This window comes from Kitasatospora sp. GAS1066B, from assembly GCF_041262605.1.
Classification (GTDB): Bacteria; Actinomycetota; Actinomycetes; order Streptomycetales; family Streptomycetaceae; genus Kitasatospora.
The window spans coordinates 1-18,286 of sequence record NZ_JBGCCO010000038.1 but is presented as its reverse complement, the minus strand read 5'-3'; the positions used below and the strand labels follow the sequence as shown (position 1 = coordinate 18,286).

The window sequence follows — 18,286 nt, the reverse complement described above, 5'->3', positions numbered from 1 at the left end:
CCGCCGGCCCGCGGTCAGTGGTCAGGCGGCCAGTGCTCAGGCGGCGCGCTGGCGCGGCACCCGCTGGCAGCGCGGGCAGAAGTAGCTGGAGCGGTTCATCCAGGCGGCCCGCCGGATCGGGGTGCCGCAGCGGTAGCAGGGCTCGCCCTCTCGACCGTAGGCGTCCAGCGAGCGGGAGAAGTAGCCGCTCTCACCGTTCACGTTGACGTAGAGGCTGTCGAAGCTGGTGCCGCCGACGGCCAGCGCGGCCGTCATCACCTCGCGGGCGTTGGCCAACAGCAGTTGCCCCAGCGGGCGGGTGAGGGTGTCGGTGGGGCGGTCGTAGTGCAGCTTGGAGCGCCAGAGCGCCTCGTCCGCGTAGATGTTGCCGACCCCGCTGATCAGGCTCTGGTCGAGCAGCGCGCGCTTGACCGTGGTGCGCTTGGCGCGCAGCGCGGTGAGGAAGCCGGCGTCGTCGAAGCGCGGGTCGAGCGGGTCCCGGGCGATGTGCGCGAGCGAGTGGGGCAGCCCGTCGGCGTCCAGTTCCTCGACCGCGAGGTGGCCGAAGGTGCGCTGGTCGACGAAGCGCAGCTCGCGCCCGCCGTCGGTGAACCGCAGCCGGACCCGCAGATGGGTCTCGTCCGGGGTGGCCGGGTCCTGCACCAGCAGTTGCCCGCTCATCCCGAGGTGGCCGAGCAGCCCGAAGGTGCCGTCCGCGAACGGCAGCCAGAGGTACTTGCCGCGCCGCCGGGCCTCGCCCAGCGTGACGCCGCCGAGCCGGGCGGCGAAGTCGGCGCCGCCGGCGGCCTGGCGGCGCACCGCACGCGGGTGCAGCACCTCGGCCGCGGCGACGGTGCGGCCGCTGACCCAGCGGGCCAGACCGCGCCTGACCACCTCGACCTCGGGGAGTTCGGGCACGGCCGACGCCTCTCTCGAACGCTCTCAGGCGGCCGGACTGGTCGGGCCGTCGCCGTACTTGGCCTTGATCGCCCGCCACGCGCTCTCGGCGGCCTTCTGCTCGGCTTCCTTCTTCGAGCGTCCGGTCCCGCTGCCGAAGGCCTCGCCGGCCACCCGGGCGGCCGCGTTGAAGGTCTTCTCGTGGTCCGGGCCGGACTCCTCGACCACGTACTCGGGCACGCCGATGCCCACCGAGGCGGTGAGCTCCTGCAGGCTGGTCTTCCAGTCGAGACCGGCGCCCAGCTGGGAGGACTCCGCGATCAGCGGGTCGAAGAGCCGGTGCACGAAGTCGGTCGCCGACTCCAGGCCCTGGTCGAGGTAGATGGCGCCGATCACGGCCTCGACGGTGTCCGCGAGGATCGAGGACTTGTCGCGACCGCCGGTGCCCTCCTCGCCCTTGCCGAGCCGGATGAAGGTGCCGAGCTCCAGACCGCGTCCCACCTCGGCGAGCGCACGGGAGTTGACCACCGCGGCCCGCAGCTTGGCGAGCGTGCCCTCCGGCACATCCGGGTGGATGCGGTAGAGGGTGTCGGTCACCACCAGGCCCAGTACCGAGTCGCCCAGGAACTCCAGGCGCTCGTTGGTGGGCAGGCCGCCGTTCTCGTAGGCGAACGACCGGTGCGTCAGGGCACGCACCAGAAGGGCGCGCTCGAGTTCGAACCCGAGGCGCCCTTCCAGGACGTCGTATGCGGTCGAGGCCGGCCCGCCGCCCTTCAGCCCGTTGCTGGCCGAGGACTTACGGGTTGAGTTACCGTCCGACATCGATCGATGCACCCCGCCGATCAGACCGAGAGGACCTGGCGACGGTTGTACGTGCCGCAGCTCGGGCACGCGATGTGACCCAGCTTCGGCTCGTGGCAGCGGTCGCACGCCACGAGGGCCGGGACGACGGCCTTCCAGTTGGAACGGCGGTGGCGCGTGTTGCTGCGCGACATCTTCCGCTTCGGAACAGCCACGGCTACTTCTCCTGGTTCTCGGCGAGACCCTCACGGGTGTCGCTGTCCTTGTTCTCGTCACCCTCGTCGCCGGGGGCGGCGGAGAGTCCCTGCAGAGCCGCCCACCGGGGGTCGGCGGCGTCATGGTGGTGGTCCGGGTCGTCGCTGAGCCGCGCTCCGCACTCGGAGCACAGGCCCAGGCAGTCTTCCTGGCACACCGGCTGCAACGGCAGTGCGAGCACCACCGCGTCACGCAGCACCGGTTCGAGGTCGAAGAAGTCGCCCTCCAGCCGGTAAGTCTCTTCCTCGTCCTCGTCGGACTGCTCGTCCTCGGAGGACTTCCTGGTCCGACCGCGCTCGTCGGTCTCCGGGTAGTAGTACAGCTCCTGGAAGTCCACATCGAGGTCGTCCTCGACCGGCTCCAGGCAGCGCCCGCACTCACCCGTCACATGGGCCTCGGCGGTGCCCGAGACGAGCACTCCCTCGACCACCGACTCCAGGCGCAGCTCCAGGGTGATCTCGCTGCCGGTCGGAACACCGATCACGTCCGCGATCCCCAGGCCCTCGGGGGCCTTGAAGGTGCGCTCCACCGTACGCATCGAGCCGGCGCGGCGGCCGAGCTCATGCGTGTCGAACACGAGCGGGTCGCGGTGGTCGAGGCGGTTCACGGTTCCTGGCTTCCTGGCGGCGGGCGCATCTCTGCGCGGCGCGAGTGGTCTGTTGCTTGTGGGGTCCGGCCCGCCCTGCGGTTACGCGGGCAGCCGAACAATCCGGCGGCAGAGAGCCGGAGTGGTCAGCGTACCCGACGGTTCGCCCAGGCCCAACTTTCGCTCCCCGGCCCCGCGCTCAGCGGCCGCCGAGCTCCCGCAGCCTGGTCATGTCGATCATGCTGGTGTCGAAGAAGCTGGTCTCGTCCAGCGAAGCGGGCTGGACCGCCTGGACGGGCTGGGCCGGCGCCTGCTGGTAGTACCCGGGGTCGTAGGCGGGCTGGGCCGGGTAGCCGGCCGGCTGCTCCTGGTAGTAGCCGGTCGCGTACGGGTCGCCCTGCTGCTGGCCCTGCTGGTAGTACTGGCCCGCGTACGGGTCGCCCTGGCCGGCCGCCGGGTCGTAGCCGCCACCGTAGGCGTCCTGGTAGCCGGCCTGCTGCGCGGCGGCGTACTGGACGGCGTTCGGCTCGGCGTACTCCTGGGGCGGGTAGGCCGGTGCCTGCTGCTGGAAGCCGGCGCCCTCGCCCGGGGCGGCCTGCCAGCCGGCCTGCGCGCCCGGCGCGGCGAGCGCGGGCTCCTGCGGCCAGCTCTGCTGCGCCGGGACGTCCTCCCGGTACCAGGGCTGCTCCTCGTCGCCCTCGGCGGCGAAGCCGGCGGCCACCGCCTCGGCCCGGTCCTTCTGCTGCTGGGCCTGGTCGGCGGCGGCCAGGTAGGCGCCGAGCTCGTCGATGGGGGCCTTGCCGATCAGCTTGTCGCGGCCCCGGCCGACCGCCTCCAGGGTGCCGCCGAGCACCGCCTGGAGGGTGGCGAGCTTCGCGTCCACGTACTCGTCGACCTCGGGGCTGGGGCTGATGGCGGGCTGGAACTCCTCGCCGTCCTCGACCTCGTAGGCGCCCTCGCCGCGCAGCTTGTCGCGGCCCCGGCCGACGGCGCCGAGCGTCTTGGTCAGCACCACCTCGAAGTTGGCCAGCTTGCTGTCGACGTAGTCGTCGGCCTCCTGGCGCTTGACGGCGACCTCCTCGCGCGCCTCCGCGAGGATCCGGTCCGCCTGGGCCTGCGCCCGGCGGACCACCTCGGTGTCGGAGATCAGCGAGCCCCGCTCGCTGTGCGCCCCCTGGATGATCCGCTCGGCCTCGCCGCGGGCGTCGGCCACCATCTGCTCGTGGTCGGCCATCACCGACTGGGCCTGGGCGAGTTCGGCGGGCAGCTCCTCACGCAGCCCCTGCAGCAGCGTCACCAGCTCGGCCCGGTTCACCACACAGGAGGCCGACATGGGCATCGCGCGGGCGTTCTCGACCACGGCGATGATCTCGTCGACTCTGTTCTGCACGTCCACGGGGCTTCTGTCTTTCCGTGAGTACCGCGGGGCGGGACTACAGACTGTACGTCAGAATCCGCGGCCCTCTTCTCCCTACTGGGCGGCCCGTTCGGCGATCCGCTCCACCAGGCGGCGGTGCACCAGCGGCGGGATCAGGTGCGAGACGTCGCCCCCGTAGGAGGCGACCTCCTTGACCAGGGTCGAGGAGAGGAAGCTGTAGGTCGGGGAGGTGGGCACGAAGAGCGTCTCGACGCCGGTCAGGCCGCGGTTCATCTGGGCCATCTGCAGCTCGTAGTCGAAGTCGCTGACCGCGCGCAGGCCCTTGACGATGGCCGGGATGTTCCGGTCCCGGCAGAAGTCCACCAGCAGCCCGTGGTGCGACTCGACCACGACATTGCCGTACCGCTCGCAGGTCTCCTCGATCAGCGCGATCCGCTCCTCGACGGTGAACAGGCCCTGCTTGTTCTTGTTGATCAGCACCGCGACGTGGACCACGTCGTAGAGCTGGGAGGCCCGCTCGATGATGTCGAGGTGCCCGTTGGTGATCGGGTCGAACGAACCCGGACAGACGGCGCGGCGCATTGCGGTGTACTTCCCTCTCGGTAGTGGTCCCCGGCCGGTGCGGCCGTGGTCAGACGGCCTGCCCGTACCAGAGCGTGCCCTCGCCGTAGCGGCGGGAGCGCAGCGCTTCGAATCCCCCGGGCCAGGCGAATTCGCCGCCCCGGGTGCTGCGTTCCACGGTGACGAGTGCGTCGTCCGTGAGCCAGCCCCCAGCTCGGAGTGTGATCAGCATCTCGCGCAGTTCGGCATCGGTCACCGCGTAGGGCGGGTCCAGGAAGACCAGGTCGTACGGCTCGCCGGGAGCGGCCCCGGCCACCACCCGCTCGGCCCGATCGGCCCGCACCTCGGCGCCCGGCAGCGCCACCGTCTTGACGTTGGCCCGGATCACCCGGGCCGCGGCGGCGTCCGCCTCCACCAGCAGGACCTGGGCCGCACCCCGGGAGAGCGCCTCCAGGCCGACCGCGCCGGAACCCGCGAACAGGTCGAGCAGCCGGGCCCCGGCGAGGGTGCCGCGCAGCGCCGCCAGGGTGGAGAACATCGCCTCGCGGGCCTTGTCGGAGGTCGGTCGGGTGCCCCGGCCGGGCGGTACGGCCAGTCGGCGGCCGCCGGCCGCCCCGGCGATGACGCGGGTCATGAGTGCTGGTTCCCTCTCTGCTTTCAGTGGCCACGCTATATGGACCGGCCTGCCAGAGAGGCCTCCGGGCCCGCCGCACGCGACGCGGCGGCGGGCCCGGAGGCGGACGGGTGGGCTACTCCTGCGGGGCGGCGGCGCCGAGCAGGCCGGGCGAGGCGTAGCGGGACCAGGAGAGGCAGCCGTCGGGCGGGCAGTGCTCGGGGCGGCGCGGGTCGTGGCCCAGCTCGCGCAGCTTGCTGCGGACCGAGTCGGGCGTGCGACCGAACCGGGCGGCTATCCGGGCGATGGTCTCGTTCTCGTGGAAGCGCCGGACCAGCTCCTCCTCGTGCTGCGGCACCCAGGGGGCGCCGTGTCCGGGGTAGAGCTCGCGCAGCACGTCGCGGTCGGGGATGGGCTCGGAGACGTCGGCGACGATCGCCAGCGCGCGCAGCGCGCGGTTCAGCGCGATCCGCAGGCTGGCGACGTCCTCCACCGGGAGGCGGAGCTTGCCGGCGGCCAGCGGGGCGGCGGCGGCCCCCTCGCGCCAGCCGGTCAGGGTGAGGGTGACCTCTCGGTCGTCGTCGCTGGCGAGTTCGACCCGGAAGACCTTGTCGCCCAGCGGGAGCTCGTTGAGATGACGGAATGCCATGGCAGGACCCCCAAATGTCGTGCCAGGAACGAAGCTTGAGGCTCCGTCCTGAACAGCTCCATTGTCGCGCGCGGCACTGACAATCGGCGGGTCGTGGGTGTGCGCCCGAAAGCCGTTCAGCCCTTGCCGAGGTGGGCCGTTCAGCCCTTGTCGAGGTAGGCCGCGCGGTCCTCGTCGAGCAGGCCGTCCAGCGCCGCCCGCAGGTCCTGATGGTCGGTCAGCTCCGGGTCGGCGGCGACCAGCGCGGCCGCCTCGGTCCTGGCCTCGGCGATGACCTCCTCGTCCTCCAGGACCGAGAGCACCTTGAGCGAGGACTTCACGCCGGACTGGGCCTGGCCGAGCACGTCGCCCTCGCGGCGCTGCTCCAGGTCGATCTTGGAGAGCGCGAAGCCGTCCAGGGTGCCGGCCACCGCTTCCAGCCGGGCCCGGGCCGCGCTGCCGGCCGGCATCTCGCTGACCAGCAGGCAGAGTCCGGGTGCGCTGCCACGCCCGACCCGGCCGCGCAGCTGGTGCAGCTGGGAGACGCCGAACCGGTCCGCGTCCATGATCACCATGGCGGTCGCGTTGGGGACGTTGACGCCGACCTCGATCACCGTGGTGGCGACCAGTACGTCGAGTTGCCCGGCCGAGAAGCGCTTCATCACGTCGTCCTTGGCCTCCGGCGCCAGCCGGCCGTGCAGGATCTCCACCCGCAGCCCGGCCAGCGGGCCCTTGGCGAGCATCTCGGCGGTCTCCACCACGCTCAGCGGCGGGCGCCGCTCGTCACCGGCGGCCCCCAGGTCCTCGGGGTCGTCGCCCTCGGCCTTGCGCTTCTTCTTCGCCGGCTTCTCCGGCGGCTCGTCGCCGATCCGCGGGCAGACCACGTAGGCCTGGTGGCCCTTGGCCACCTCCTCGTTGATCCGCTCCCAGGCGCGGGCCAGGAAGTTGGGCTTCTCCACCGCGGGCACCACATGGCTGGAGATCGGCGAGCGGCCGGCCGGCAACTGGTCGAGGACCGAGGTCTCCAGATCGCCGAAGACCGTCATGGCGACCGTGCGCGGGATCGGGGTGGCCGTCATCACCAGCAGGTGCGGCGGCTGCCCGCCCTTGGCCCGCAGCGCGTCGCGCTGCTCGACGCCGAACCGGTGCTGCTCGTCCACCACCACCAGGCCGAGGTCCCAGAACTTCACCTTGTCCTCGATCAGCGCGTGGGTGCCGATCGCGATCCCGGCGTCCCCGCACTGCATGTCGCTGAGCACCTGCCGGCGGGCCGGCACGCCCATCGAGCCGGTGAGCAGCACCACCTTGGTGCCGAGCTCCGAACCGCCGAGCATCCCGCCCTCGGCCAACTCCCCCATCATCTCGACGATCGAGCGGTGGTGCTGCTGGGCCAGCACCTCGGTCGGCGCGAGCAGCACGGCCTGCCCACCGGCGTCCACCACGGCGAGCATCGCGCGCAGCGCCACCAGCGTCTTGCCGGAGCCGACTTCGCCCTGCAACAGCCGGTGCATCGGGTGCTCGCTCGCCAGGTCGGCGAAGATCTCGGCGCCGACCGCCTGCTGACCGTCCGTCAGGGTGAACGGCAGCTTGGCGTCGAAGGCGTCCAGCAGCCCGCCCGGGCGGGCCGGGCGCGGCACGGCGGGCAACGCGTGCGCGGCGGCCCGGCGCTGGGCGAGGGCGACCTGGAGCACGAAGGCCTCGTCCCAGCGCAGCCGGTCACGGGCCCGCTCCAGCTCGGCCTGGTTGCGCGGGCGGTGGATCAGTTCGAGTGCCTCGGGCAGCGGCAGCAGCCCGCGCTCGGCGCGCAGCGTCTCGGGCAGCGGCTCGCCGACCGCGCCGAGGTGGGTGGTGAGCGCCATCTCGATCGCCAGTGAGAGCTTCCAGCTGGGCATCTGGGCGCTGGCCGGGTAGACCGGGATCATCCGGCCCGCGAACTGCGCGGCGGTGCCCGAGTCGGTGTCCTCGTCGATCAACTGGTAGTCGGGCGAGGCCAGTTGGCGGGTGCGGTTGAAGACGCCGACCTTGCCGGCGAACAGGCCCTGCAGGCCGGGCTTGAGCTCCTTCTGCCGCCAGCCCTGGTTGAAGAAGACCAGCGAGAGCCGCCCGCGCCCGTCGGTGACCACCACCTCCAGGCGGTCGCCCTTGCGGCCGCGGAACGGGATCAGGGTGACCTTCTCGATCCGGGCCAGCACGGTGACGTGCTCGTCGATCTCCAGCTCGTCCAGGCTGGTCAGCTGACCGCGCTCGGCGTAGCGGCGCGGATAGTGGTGCAGCAGGTCACCGACCGTGCGCAGCTTGAGGCTGTCGGCGAGCACCTTCGCGGTGCGGTCGCCGACCAGCTTCGTCAGGGGTTCGTCGAGAGCAGCCATCGCCCCCTATGGAACACCACGCGGCGGACAACGCGGGCGCTACTCGACCCCGATGAGCAGCGGCGCGCTCTGCTGGCCGCCCGGGTAGACCACCGTGTCGACCTCCGGACGCTGCCGCCGGGCGTGCGCCACCAGGCGGTCGGCCAGATCGTGGGGGGCGCCCTCGCCGATCACCAGGGTGACCAGTTCCCCGCCGGCCGCGAGCATCCGGGAGAGCACCTCGGCGCCGGTGCGGGCGATCCCCGAGCCGATCACCGCGACATCGCCGTCGATCAGGCCGAGCACGTCACCGGCCTGGCAGACCCCGGCCATGGTCCAGGACTCGCCCTCGGCGACGGCCAGTTCGGCGTACCGGGTGGCACCGGCCGCCGAGGTCATGGCGACCACGTCCTCGTCGAAGCGGTGGGCCACCTCGTGCACCGCGAGCGCGGCCAGGCCCTGCACCGGGGAACGGGTGGGCAGCACGGCGATCCGCACGCCCTCCTCGCGCAACTGGTCGGCGGCCGCGCCCGCGCCGGCCCGCAGCTCGGGGTCGTTGAGCAGCACGATCACCTCGCTCGCGGCGCACCGGCGGACCGCCTCGGCGAGTTCGGCGCTGGACGGCGGCGCGTCCGGGTCGGCGGCCAGCACGGCCGCGCCGGCCGCCCGGCACAGCTCGGCCAGACCCGCTCCGGTGACCACGCTGAGCACCGCGCGGTCGCTCCGCTCGCCGGCCAGGCCGGTCCCGGCCCCGGCGCGGGCGCCGGCCCGCGCGGCGGCCTCGGCGAAGTGGGTGATCCGGATCCGGTGCGGGCGACCGGCCGCGAGTCCGGCCTCCACCGCCGCGCCCGCGTCGTCCACATGCACGTGCACGTTCCACAGCCCGTCGCCGCCGCCGACCACCAGCGAGTCGCCGAGCGCGCCGAGGTCGGCGCGCAGCGCGGGCAGCGCCTCGTCCGGGGCGTCCAGCAGGTAGATCACCTCGAAGGCGGGATGCCCGGGCAGGCGCTCGGGCTCGCTCGCGCAGGCGTTCCCGAAGTGGGCCGAGGCCACGACCGGCAGGTCCTCGCCGAGCGCGACCGGGCCCATCGGCTCGCGACCGGCCACCGCGTCGGCCAGCGCACCGAGCACGGCCACTAGACCGCGCCCGCCGGCGTCCACCACGCCCGCCTGGGCGAGCACCGGCAGCTGCGCGGGGGTGCGCAGCAGGGCGGCGCGCGCCGCCCGGTGGGCCGCGGCGGCCACCTCGGCCAGCTGGTCGGCGGCCTGCCCCGCCCCCTCGGCGGCGCTCCTGGCCACCGTCAGCAAGGTGCCCTCGACCGGCTCCGCCACCGCCTGGTAGGCCGCGTCCGCGCCCCGGGCCAGTGCCTGGCACAGCGCGCGCGGGCCGCCGCCCCGCTCGGCCAGGATCTCGGCCGTCCCGCGCAGCAGCTCGGCCAGGATCACCCCGGAGTTGCCCCGGGCGCCGAGCAGCGCGCCCTTGGCCATCGCCTTGACGGCGGTCTCCAGGTCGGGGGCGGCCGCGCTCTCGAAGCACTGCTCGACGGCGGCGGTGGCGGCCTCCACCGTCAGGTAGAGGTTGGTCCCGGTGTCCCCGTCCGGCACCGGGTAGACGTTGAGCGCGTCGATCTCCTCGCGGGCCTGGCCGAGGGCCGACAGCGCGAGGCGGCACCAGGTGCGGACGGCGGGGGCGTCGAGCGTCTCCAGCACCGGGTCTCCTCCAGATGAACGCGACGGCAACGCGATGTTGCCGCGGGATGGGCTTCTGGCAGGTTATCGGGGCGGCCGCGGCCCTGGCCGCCGAGCGATCAAGGACGGGCACGACGGAGCGATCAAGCGATCGGACATGGTAGTTTCTTGGAGCGGGAGCACTCGATGTATGCTGCTCCGGTTGCCTGGAACAACCCGGGCTCCCCCTTGAACCGATCCGAACCACGTGAGTGGCCAGGGTGGATCAGCCGGGGTTTTTCGAACGTAACTGATCTGAAGTCTTGGAGTGACTCCTGTGGCTGCCAACTGCGACGTCTGCGGCAAGGGGCCGGGCTTCGGCAACAACATCTCCCACTCGCACCGCCGTACCCGTCGTCGTTGGAACCCCAACATTCAGACGGTGCGCGCTGTGATCGGGCGTACGCCGAAGCGGCTCAACGTCTGCACCTCGTGCATCAAGGCCGGTAAGGTCTCGCGCTGACGCGCAGACCGGCGCGCCGGTCCTCCGGTAGGCCGATCCATCCTCGGATGGGTCGGCTTATTGCTGTTACCAGCCTGTTTTGAGCAACGCTGTGGGGCCCGGCCGGGCGGCCGGGCCCCACAGCGTTGCTCAAAACAGCGTTGCTCAGCCGCGCAGTCGCCAGCCGTGGTCGACCGGTCCGATCCCCGCACCCAGCGGGAAGCCGGCCCGGATCGCGCCGGTGACGTACTCCTTGGCCGCGCCCACCGCCGCCGGCAGCTCCCGGCCCTTGGCCAGCTCCGCGGCGATCGCGCTGGCCAGCGTGCAGCCGGTGCCGTGGGTGTGCCGGTTGTCATAGCGGGGCGCGCGGAACCAGTACTCCTCGCCGTCCCGTCCGGCCAGCAGGTCCGCTGCCTCACCGGCCAGGTGGCCGCCCTTGACCAGCACCCAGCGCGGGCCGAGCGCCAGCAGCGCGTCGGCGGCCGGGCGCATCTCGCCCTGTTCCAGCACGGTGATCCCGGTCAGCTGGGCCACCTCGTGCAGGTTCGGCGTGGCCAGCGTGGCCAGCGGCAGCAGCCGCTCGCGCAGCGTGGCGACCGCCTCGGCGGCGAGCAGCGCGTCGCCGTGCTTGGAGACCCCGACCGGGTCCACCACGATCGGCGCCCGGACGCCCGAGAGCAGGTCGGCGACGGTCTCCACCAGCTCGATCGAGGCCAGCATGCCGGTCTTCACGGCCTGCACCCCGATGTCGTCCAGCACGCTGCGGAACTGCGCGCGGACGGCCTCGGCCGGCAGCTCCCAGTAGCCCTGGACGCCGAGCGAGTTCTGCGCGGTGACGGCGGTGATCACGCTCATCCCGTGCGTACCGAGGGCCAGCATGGTCTTCAGATCGGCCTGGATGCCGGCGCCGCCGCCGGAGTCGGAGCCGGCGATGGTCAGGACGCGCGGGGGGGCCGGCGTGGGAACGTCAACGGGCATGGGCCCAACCTACCGGGCGCGCCTCAGAGCACGGCTTCGGACTCCACCCAGCGGTCCGGCGGCACGGTCTTCAGCCGGGTGACCGCCTCGGCCACCGGGATCAGCTGGATCTCGGTGCCGCGCAGTGCGGTGAAGTGTCCGAAGGCGCCCTTGTGGACGGCCTCCACGGCGTGCCAGCCGAACCGGGTGGCCAGCACCCGGTCACGGGCGGTGGGGGTGCCGCCGCGCTGGGTGTGGCCGAGGATCACCGGGCGGGCCTCCTTGCCGAGCAGGTCCTCCAGCTCGTGGGCCAGCCGGGTGCCGATCCCGCCGAAGGTCCGGTGGCCGAACTGGTCGACCCCGCCGTGGTCGAATCGGAGCGTGCCGGGCATCGGCTCGGCGCCCTCGGCCACCGCGATGATGGCGAACTTCTTGCCGCGGGAGAAGCGCTCCTCGATCATCCGGGCGACCGCCTCGATGTCGAAGGGCTTCTCCGGGATCAGGATGCCGTGCGCGCCGCCCGCCATCCCGGCGGTGAGGGTGATCCAGCCGGTGTGACGGCCCATCAGCTCCACCACCAGGACCCGCTGGTGCGACTCGGCGGTGGTCTTCAGCCGGTCGATCGCCTCGGTCGCGACGTGCACGGCGGTGTCGAAGCCGAAGGTGACGTCGGTGGCGTCGATGTCGTTGTCGATCGTCTTGGGCACCCCGACCATCGGCAGGCCGGCGTCGCTGAACATCTTGGCGGCGGTCAGCGTGCCCTCGCCGCCGATCGCGATCAGCGCGTCGATCCCGAGGTTGCCGGCGAGCGTCCGGGCGTTCTCGACGGCCCACTCGATCCGTTCCCGGCGCACCCGGGCCGAGCCGAGGACGGTGCCGCCCAGGGTGAGCAGGCCGGTCACGTCGTCATGGCCGATCACCCGGGCGCGGCCCTCGATCAGTCCGAGGAACCCGTCCTCGATGCCCACGATCTCGTCGCCGTGCACGTCCAACCCTCGGTGCACCACCGAGCGGATCACCGCGTTGAGCCCGGGACAGTCGCCACCACTGGTCAGGACACCGATGCGCATGGGGGAAGCCTACGCGCTGGCCGATACCCCGCCGGGTGTCCAACACTCACTCGTTCGGCTGCCTCAGTCGGCGGCGAAGTGGTCCCAGCCGGCCGTCCGGTCCCAGGGCGCGCCGTCCACCGTGACCCGGCCGGTGCGTCCCGGCTTGGCGGCCCCGCTGACCTCGCCGACCACCCGCCAGCGGGCCGGCAGTTGGACGCCGGCCGGGAAGGTCGCCGCGATCGCGTGGTCCTCGCCGCCGGAGAGCACCCAGACCAGCGGGTCCACCCCGACCGCCTGCCCGATGTCGGCCATCTGCGCGGGGACGTCGAAGTCGGCGGCGTGCAGGTCGATGTCCATCGCGCTGGCGGCGGCGACGTGGCCGAGGTCGGCGACCAGCCCGTCGCTGACGTCGATCATCGCGGTGGCGCCCAGCTCGGCCGCCGCCGGGCCCGCGTGGTAGGGCGGCTCGGGCCGCCGGTGCGCCTCGACGAAGGCGCGCGGCGAGCGGAAACCGCGGGAGAGCACCGTCAGCCCGGCCGCCGACCAGCCCAGCCAGCCGGTCACCGCGACCACGTCGCCCGGCTGCGCGCCGGAGCGCTTCACCGGCTCGCGGCCCTGCAGGTCGCCCAGCGCGGTGATGGCCAGCGTGATGGTGTCGCCGCGCACCACGTCGCCGCCGACCACTCCGGCCCCGGCCACCTGGCACTCGTCGCGCAGACCGTCCATCAGTTCGGTCGCCCAGGTGGTCGGCAGGTCGGCGGGCACCACCAGGCCGAGCAGTATCGCGGTGGGCACCGCGCCCATCGCGGCGATGTCGGCGAGGTTCTGCGCGGCGGACTTGCGGCCCACGTCGTAGGCGGTGGACCAGTCGCGGCGGAAGTGCCGGCCCTCGATCAGCACGTCGGTGGTGGCCACCACCCGCCGGTCCGGGGCCCGCACCACGGCCGCGTCGTCACCCGGGCCGAGTTCCACCGCCGGGGTGAGCGGCAGCCGGGCGGTGAGCTCCCTGATGAGACCGAACTCGCCGAGCTCGCCCACGGTCCCCTGCATGTGCCGTCCTCTCCGCGTCAGCTCCCGGACACGCGATGCGCGCCCCGCGCGAAGCGTAACGCCCGCCGGAGGTCTCCCCTCGCGGGCCCGGTGCGCGGTAGCGTGGTGATCCAGTCTCTGCGGCGTGCCCGCCCCCACCCGACCCCGCGCGGGCCGCGCCCCTTGTCCCCGCTCCGCCACCCCGAGCCGCCGGGAGGTCCTCCGTGGTACAGGCATACATCCTGATCCAGACCGAAGTGGGCAAGGCCACTGTCGTGGCCCAGGCCATCACCAAGATCGAAGGAGTCCTCCAAGCCGAGGACGTGACCGGCCCTTACGACGTGATCGTGCGGGCCGAGGCCGGCACGGTCGACGACCTGGGCCGGCTGGTGGTGGCGCAGATCCAGCAGGTCGAGGGCATCACCCGGACGTTGACCTGTCCGGTGGTCCATCTGTAGCAACGCCGCGGCGCCGCACCCGGTCCTCGGGTGCGGCGCCGCGGCGCGCCCGCCCAGCTGTCAGCGCAGCCCGGTGGAGCGGCGCAGCGCGGCCTGCAGCAGCCGGTCGATCAACTCGGCGTAGGGCACGCCGGTGGCCTCCCACATCTTGGGGTAGGCCGAGATCGGGGTGAAGCCGGGCAGCGTGTTGATCTCGTTGACCACCCAGCGGCCGTCGGTGAGCAGGAAGAAGTCCACCCGGGCCAGGCCCTCGCAGGCGAGGGCGTCGAAGGCCTCGACCGCCTGGCGGCGGATCTCGGCGGTCTCCTGCTCGGTGAGCCGGGCCGGGATCTGCACGTCGGAGGAGTCGATGTACTTGGCCTCGAAGTCGTAGAACTCGTAGCCCTCGCCGACCAGCACCTCGGCCGGCAGGCTGGCCCGCGGGCCGTCCTCGAACTCCAGGACCGCGCACTCCAGCTCGCGGCCCTCCAGCATCGCCTCGACGATCACCTTCGGGTCGTGCCGGCGGGCCTCCTCGATCGCGGCGTCGAGTGCGGCCACGTCCTTCACCTTGGTGATGCCGATGCTGGAACCGGCCCGGCAGGGCTTGACGAAGACCGGCAGGCCCAGCGCCGCGACCCGCTCCCGGGCGGCGGCGCGACCGGCCTCGCTCTCCCAGTCGCGCGGCCGGATCACGGTGTACGGGCCGACGCCGAGCCCGAAGGACTCCAGCACCCGCTTGGTGTACTCCTTGTCCATGCCGACCGAGCTGGCCAGCACACCGGAGCCGACGTAGGGCACGCCGGAGAGCTCCAACAGGCCCTGCAGCGTGCCGTCCTCACCCCACGGGCCGTGCAGCAGCGGGAGCACCACATCGACCTCGCCGAGCAGCTTGGGTGCGGCGCCGGGCTCGTTCCAGACCACCTCCCGGGAGACCGGGCTGGCCGGCAGCGCCAGCTGGCCCTCGGTGGACTCGGCGACCTGGTCGACATCGGGCATCCGCCCGTCGCTGATCGCCATCCGGGCCGGTTCGTCGGCGACCAGCGCCCAGCGGCCCTGCTGGGTGATGCCGACCGGCAGCACGTCGTACTTGGTCCGGTCGATCGCCCGCAGCACGCTGGCGGCGGTGACCACCGAGACGCCGTGCTCGGAGGAGCGACCGCCGAAGACGATCGCGACTCGCGGCTTCGCCGCCTGGTTCGGGGAGGTCGATTCGATGCTCATATCGAAGGTGAGACTACCGTGCGGACCATTCGGTTCCAGATCATCGCCGCCGGTTCCAGGCGAGCGCCGCGCCGCCGATCCGCACCACGACGGTCACCACTGGGCCGGTCATCGTTCGCGCTTGGCGGATCGGCCCATCAGGTCCTTCAGCACCTCCTGGGTGGGCCGCCCGTTGTGCACCACGTCCACCACCGCCGCGACGATCGGCATGTCGACGCCGTTGCGCCGGGCCAGATCCAGCACCGACTCGCAGGACTTGACGCCTTCGGCGGTCTGCTTGGTGGCCGCGATCACCTGCTCCAGGGTCATGCCCTTGCCCAGGTTGAACCCGAAGGTGTGGTTGCGGGAGAGCGGCGAGGAGCAGGTGGCCACCAGGTCGCCCATCCCCGCCAGGCCCGCGAAGGTGTGCGGGTCGGCACCGAGCCGCTCGCCGAGCCGGGTGATCTCGGCCAGGCCACGGGTCATCAGGGTGGCCTTGGTGTTGTCGCCCAGGCCCATCCCGTCGGCCATCCCGACCGCCAGGCCGATCACGTTCTTCACCGCGCCGCCCAGCTCGCAGCCGATCACGTCGGTGTTGGTGTACGGGCGGAAGTACGGCGTGTGGCAGGCCTGCTGGAAGCGCTTGGCGACCTCCTCGTCCGCGCAGGCGACCACGCTGGCGGCGGGCTGCCGCTTGGCGATCTCGGGGGCCAGATTGGGCCCGCTGACCACCGCGACCCGCTCCGGGCCCACCCCGGCCACCTCGCGGATCACCTCGGTCATCCGCTTGGTGGTGCCGAGCTCGATGCCCTTCATCAGGCTCACCAGCACGGTCTGCGGGCCGATCAGCGGCTTCCAGGCGGCCAGGTTCTCGCGCAGCGTCTGGGAGGGCACCGCTAGCACCGCGAAGTCGGCGCCGGCCAGCGCGGCGGCCGGGTCGGTGGTGGGGAGCACGGCGTCGGGCAGCACCAGCCCGGGCAGGTACTCGGGGTTGGTGCGGGTGGCCGCGATGCTGTCGACCAGTTCCTTGCGGCGGCCCCAGAGCGCGACCTCGCAGCCGGCGTCGGCCAGGATCATCGCGAACGGGGTGCCCCAGGAGCCGGTCCCGAAAACGGCGCAGCGGGTCATCGGCCTGCCTCCTCGTCATGCTCGGCGGTGTCACGCTCGGCGGCGCTCGCCGTGCGCTGGGCCGCCTTCTGCTCGGCCGACTTCTGCTCGGCCGACTTCTGCTCGGCCGACTTCTTCTGGGCCGATTTCCTTTGGGCCGACTTGCGCAGGTCGAACCGCTCGGCCGGCGGCTGCTCATCGCGGATCTCGGCCAGCACGGCGGTGATCGCGTCCATGATGTCCTCGGTCGCCTCGCGCAGCACCTGGCTGGTCAACTCCCGGCCCTGGTAACGGCTCAGGTCCACCGGCGGGCCGGCCGCCACCACCACCTTCTTCCGCGGGAAGAGGCTGACCTTGGCCGGGCGCCCGCCCAGCCCCTTGCCGTACGGCGGGACGATCTCGTGCGCCCCCCAGTGCGCCACCGGGATCACCGGCGCGCCGGTCATCAGCGCCACCCGGGCTGCGCCGCTCTTGCCGGTCATCGGCCACAACTGCGGGTCCCGGGTGATCGTGCCCTCCGGGTAGAACTGCACCACCTGGCCGTTGTCGATCGCCGAGATCGCGGCCCGGAAGGCCTGGGCGGCGTCGGTGGAGTCGCGGTACACCGGGATCTGGCCGGTCTTGCGCAGCATGAATCCGATGAACGGCACCTTGAAGAGCGAGGACTTGCCCAGTATCCGCGGCGGCCGGCCGCTGTTGTACTGGAAGTGGGCGTAGACCACGGGGTCGATCACCGAGTTGTGGTTCACCACCGTCAGGAAGCCCCCTTCCTTCGGGAAGTGCTCCCAACCGCGCCACTCGGGCTTCACCAGTGCGGTCGTCACCGGCTTCACCAGGACCGCCGCGAAGCGGTACCAGACTCCGTAGTCCGCGTTGCCGAAACTGGCGTACGAGCGGCGGGCCACCCCAGGTCCTCCATCGTGTCGCGCGGCACCGTGGAGTGCCGCGACAGAAATCCATCGCATGATCGCATCCGGGCCTCCCCGACCTGCCGGGTCCGGGAGACCCTGGTCATCCTCGCCGGGCCGCACGGCCATGTCGAGCAGGGCCGGGTGCGGGTCGGCGCCGAGTGACCAATCGCACGCCACCGCCCGGGGCGCGCTGGCGGAGCCTGACGGACCGACGCGAGAATGTCGCGGATGACCCAGCACACCGTACGCCCCCATGCCCCCGCCGCGCGGGGCCGGTCGGCCGCCTGGAGCCTGGTGCTGCCGGTGAAGTCGCTGGCGCGGGCCAAGAGCCGGCTCGGCCCGTACGCCGGGGCGCGCCGGCCCGAGCTGGCGCTCGCCTTCGCGCTGGACACCGTGGCCGCCGCGCTGCGCTGTCCGGCGGTGGCCCAGGTGCTGGTGGTCTCCCGCGACCCGGTGGCCGGTGACCGGCTGGCCGCGCTCGGCGCGCTGCTGGTCACCGACGAGCCGGACGAAGCTGACGAACAGAGCCGGCAGCACGGGCAACTCGTCGACGGGCTCAATCCCGCGCTGGCGCACGGCGCGGCGCACGCGCGGCGGCTGCGCCCCGACGCGCCCCTGGCGGTCCTGTCGGCCGACCTGCCGGCGCTGCGCCCGGCCGAACTCGCCCGCGTGCTGGGCGCGGTGCCGGCCGGGGCGCGCGCCTTCCTGGCGGACGCCCCGGGGATCGGCACCACGCTGCTGGCCTGCGCCGCCGGGCAGCCGTTGCGCCCGGCCTTCGGCGGCGCCTCCCGGCAGCGGCACGCGGCCGGCGGTGCGCTCGAACTCGCGCTGCCGGACGTGCCCTCGGTGCGACGGGACGTGGACACCGCCGCCGACCTCGCCGAGGCGCTGGCGCTCGGGGTCGGCCCGCACACCCGGGCGGTGGCGGCAGCCTTGGTCTGAGCCCGCTCTATGCTGCTGGCATGCAGGCCACCGCGTTCACCTTCGACCCCGACACCCGGGCCGGCTCCGTGCTGCTCGACGACGGCACGCCGCTGCCCTTCGACGCGGCCGCGTTCGACGCCGGCGGGCTGCTCCTGCTGCGTCCGGGGCAGCGGGTGCGGATCCGCACCGAGGGCAGCGGCGAGCAGCGCCGGGTGGTCTTCGTGACGCTCCAGACCTTTCCCGATCCCGGGAACTGACGCCCGGTGAACTGACGCACCGTCAACCAGCCGAACCGCCCGACCCGGTCACAGCGAAAGCCGCGGCGGGGGGCGGCGGCGGGGGGGGGGGGGGGGGGGGGGGGGGGGGGGGGGGGGCGGGGGGGGGGGGGGGGGGGGGGGGGGGGGGGGGGGGGGGGGGGGGGGGGGGGGGGGGGGGGGGCGCCGGCGGGCG

General features: G+C 73.1%; 20 protein-coding genes. 4 read left to right on the top strand and 16 right to left on the bottom strand.

Features of this window, described 5'->3' with window-relative positions; translation table 11 throughout:
* Window positions 1-36: 36 nt before the first annotated feature.
* The 10 genes from mutM to ABH937_RS32085 form a co-directional block, all read right to left on the bottom strand.
* Window positions 37-897 carry a bifunctional DNA-formamidopyrimidine glycosylase/DNA-(apurinic or apyrimidinic site) lyase gene (mutM, locus tag ABH937_RS32130; protein WP_280694142.1) on the bottom strand — a complete coding sequence of 287 codons (861 nt, stop codon included), beginning with the start codon at window positions 895-897 and terminating at the stop codon, window positions 37-39.
* A gap of 24 nt (window positions 898-921) precedes the next feature.
* Entirely contained in the window at window positions 922-1,698 is a 777-nt protein-coding gene (gene rnc / locus ABH937_RS32125; protein ID WP_280694143.1) for a ribonuclease III, read from the bottom strand.
* 20 nt (window positions 1,699-1,718) lie between these two features.
* Window positions 1,719-1,892 carry a 50S ribosomal protein L32 gene (gene rpmF, locus ABH937_RS32120; protein ID WP_030056747.1) on the bottom strand — a complete coding sequence of 58 codons (174 nt, stop codon included), beginning with the start codon at window positions 1,890-1,892 and terminating at the stop codon, window positions 1,719-1,721.
* A 2-nt stretch (window positions 1,893-1,894) separates the two neighbouring features.
* The gene (locus ABH937_RS32115; RefSeq protein ID WP_370220251.1) at window positions 1,895-2,539 is read right to left on the bottom strand and encodes a DUF177 domain-containing protein; all 645 of its coding nucleotides are present in this window, start codon (window positions 2,537-2,539) and stop codon (window positions 1,895-1,897) included.
* A gap of 178 nt (window positions 2,540-2,717) precedes the next feature.
* Entirely contained in the window at window positions 2,718-3,908 is a 1,191-nt protein-coding gene (locus tag ABH937_RS32110) for a cell division initiation protein (RefSeq protein ID WP_348533714.1), read from the bottom strand.
* An 81-nt stretch (window positions 3,909-3,989) separates the two neighbouring features.
* Complete coding sequence (coaD, locus tag ABH937_RS32105; RefSeq protein ID WP_280694146.1) at window positions 3,990-4,478, bottom strand: pantetheine-phosphate adenylyltransferase; 489 nt, start codon at window positions 4,476-4,478, stop codon at window positions 3,990-3,992.
* Between the two features lie 49 nt (window positions 4,479-4,527).
* Window positions 4,528-5,091, bottom strand: coding sequence for a 16S rRNA (guanine(966)-N(2))-methyltransferase RsmD (rsmD, locus tag ABH937_RS32100; RefSeq protein WP_280694147.1), 564 nt, complete (start codon window positions 5,089-5,091; stop codon window positions 4,528-4,530).
* A gap of 115 nt (window positions 5,092-5,206) precedes the next feature.
* The gene (locus ABH937_RS32095) at window positions 5,207-5,719 is read right to left on the bottom strand and encodes a hypothetical protein (RefSeq protein WP_280694148.1); all 513 of its coding nucleotides are present in this window, start codon (window positions 5,717-5,719) and stop codon (window positions 5,207-5,209) included.
* A 140-nt stretch (window positions 5,720-5,859) separates the two neighbouring features.
* The gene (recG, locus tag ABH937_RS32090) at window positions 5,860-8,067 is read right to left on the bottom strand and encodes an ATP-dependent DNA helicase RecG (RefSeq protein ID WP_370220250.1); all 2,208 of its coding nucleotides are present in this window, start codon (window positions 8,065-8,067) and stop codon (window positions 5,860-5,862) included.
* Window positions 8,068-8,106: 39 nt separating this feature from the next.
* Window positions 8,107-9,756, bottom strand: coding sequence for a DAK2 domain-containing protein (locus ABH937_RS32085; protein WP_370220249.1), 1,650 nt, complete (start codon window positions 9,754-9,756; stop codon window positions 8,107-8,109).
* Window positions 9,757-10,051: 295 nt separating this feature from the next.
* On the opposite strand from ABH937_RS32085, the gene rpmB reads away from it, so the two are divergent.
* A complete protein-coding gene (rpmB, locus tag ABH937_RS32080; protein WP_035846000.1) occupies window positions 10,052-10,237 on the top strand; it encodes a 50S ribosomal protein L28 in 186 nt (61 codons plus the stop codon).
* Between the two features lie 144 nt (window positions 10,238-10,381).
* On the opposite strand, the gene thiD is transcribed toward rpmB, so the two are convergent.
* The 3 genes from thiD to ABH937_RS32065 form a co-directional block, all read right to left on the bottom strand.
* Window positions 10,382-11,194: a bifunctional hydroxymethylpyrimidine kinase/phosphomethylpyrimidine kinase gene (thiD, locus tag ABH937_RS32075; protein ID WP_280694151.1), complete on the bottom strand. Its 813-nt coding sequence runs from the start codon at window positions 11,192-11,194 to the stop codon at window positions 10,382-10,384.
* A 23-nt stretch (window positions 11,195-11,217) separates the two neighbouring features.
* A complete protein-coding gene (locus tag ABH937_RS32070) occupies window positions 11,218-12,243 on the bottom strand; it encodes an ATP-dependent 6-phosphofructokinase (protein ID WP_280694152.1) in 1,026 nt (341 codons plus the stop codon).
* Window positions 12,244-12,306: 63 nt separating this feature from the next.
* A complete protein-coding gene (locus ABH937_RS32065; protein WP_280694153.1) occupies window positions 12,307-13,275 on the bottom strand; it encodes a thiamine-phosphate kinase in 969 nt (322 codons plus the stop codon).
* A 203-nt stretch (window positions 13,276-13,478) separates the two neighbouring features.
* Between ABH937_RS32065 and ABH937_RS32060 the strand changes: the two genes are divergently transcribed.
* On the top strand, window positions 13,479-13,712 hold the full coding sequence (locus ABH937_RS32060; RefSeq protein ID WP_280694154.1) for an Lrp/AsnC ligand binding domain-containing protein: 234 nt from the start codon (window positions 13,479-13,481) through the stop codon (window positions 13,710-13,712).
* Between the two features lie 60 nt (window positions 13,713-13,772).
* Here the strand turns inward: ABH937_RS32060 and ABH937_RS32055 are convergent, their stop codons facing one another.
* From ABH937_RS32055 to ABH937_RS32045, 3 genes are all read right to left on the bottom strand, one after another.
* Window positions 13,773-14,915, bottom strand: a complete 1,143-nt coding sequence (locus ABH937_RS32055; protein ID WP_280694155.1) for a D-alanine--D-alanine ligase family protein — start codon at window positions 14,913-14,915, stop codon at window positions 13,773-13,775.
* 108 nt (window positions 14,916-15,023) lie between these two features.
* Window positions 15,024-16,022 carry an NAD(P)H-dependent glycerol-3-phosphate dehydrogenase gene (locus tag ABH937_RS32050; protein ID WP_280694156.1) on the bottom strand — a complete coding sequence of 333 codons (999 nt, stop codon included), beginning with the start codon at window positions 16,020-16,022 and terminating at the stop codon, window positions 15,024-15,026.
* Complete coding sequence (locus ABH937_RS32045) at window positions 16,019-16,906, bottom strand: 1-acyl-sn-glycerol-3-phosphate acyltransferase (RefSeq protein ID WP_370220248.1); 888 nt, start codon at window positions 16,904-16,906, stop codon at window positions 16,019-16,021. Before ABH937_RS32045 ends, ABH937_RS32050 begins: the two co-directional genes overlap by 4 nt.
* 234 nt (window positions 16,907-17,140) lie before the next feature.
* Here ABH937_RS32045 and cofC point away from each other — a divergent pair, with 234 nt between their 5' ends.
* Window positions 17,141-17,854: a 2-phospho-L-lactate guanylyltransferase gene (gene cofC / locus ABH937_RS32040; protein WP_370220247.1), complete on the top strand. Its 714-nt coding sequence runs from the start codon at window positions 17,141-17,143 to the stop codon at window positions 17,852-17,854.
* A 20-nt stretch (window positions 17,855-17,874) separates the two neighbouring features.
* Window positions 17,875-18,093, top strand: coding sequence for a hypothetical protein (locus ABH937_RS32035; RefSeq protein WP_280694159.1), 219 nt, complete (start codon window positions 17,875-17,877; stop codon window positions 18,091-18,093).
* The last annotated feature ends 193 nt before the right edge of the window (window positions 18,094-18,286 follow it).

Bases quoted from the DNA above. Each gene is read 5' to 3' on its own strand.
- coaD (WP_280694146.1), bottom strand. From the start codon at position 4,478: ATGCGCCGCGCCGTCTGTCCGGGTTCGTTCGACCCGATCACCAACGGG.
- ABH937_RS32070 (WP_280694152.1), bottom strand. From the start codon at position 12,243: ATGCGCATCGGTGTCCTGACCAGTGGTGGCGACTGTCCCGGGCTCAAC.
- thiD (WP_280694151.1), bottom strand. From the start codon at position 11,194: ATGCCCGTTGACGTTCCCACGCCGGCCCCCCCGCGCGTCCTGACCATC.
- ABH937_RS32035 (WP_280694159.1), top strand. From the start codon at position 17,875: ATGCAGGCCACCGCGTTCACCTTCGACCCCGACACCCGGGCCGGCTCC.
- ABH937_RS32055 (WP_280694155.1), bottom strand. From the start codon at position 14,915: ATGAGCATCGAATCGACCTCCCCGAACCAGGCGGCGAAGCCGCGAGTC.
- ABH937_RS32065 (WP_280694153.1), bottom strand. From the start codon at position 13,275: ATGCAGGGGACCGTGGGCGAGCTCGGCGAGTTCGGTCTCATCAGGGAG.
- recG (WP_370220250.1), bottom strand. From the start codon at position 8,067: ATGGCTGCTCTCGACGAACCCCTGACGAAGCTGGTCGGCGACCGCACC.
- cofC (WP_370220247.1), top strand. From the start codon at position 17,141: ATGACCCAGCACACCGTACGCCCCCATGCCCCCGCCGCGCGGGGCCGG.
- ABH937_RS32050 (WP_280694156.1), bottom strand. From the start codon at position 16,022: ATGACCCGCTGCGCCGTTTTCGGGACCGGCTCCTGGGGCACCCCGTTC.
- rsmD (WP_280694147.1), bottom strand. From the start codon at position 5,091: ATGACCCGCGTCATCGCCGGGGCGGCCGGCGGCCGCCGACTGGCCGTA.
- ABH937_RS32095 (WP_280694148.1), bottom strand. From the start codon at position 5,719: ATGGCATTCCGTCATCTCAACGAGCTCCCGCTGGGCGACAAGGTCTTC.
- rnc (WP_280694143.1), bottom strand. From the start codon at position 1,698: ATGTCGGACGGTAACTCAACCCGTAAGTCCTCGGCCAGCAACGGGCTG.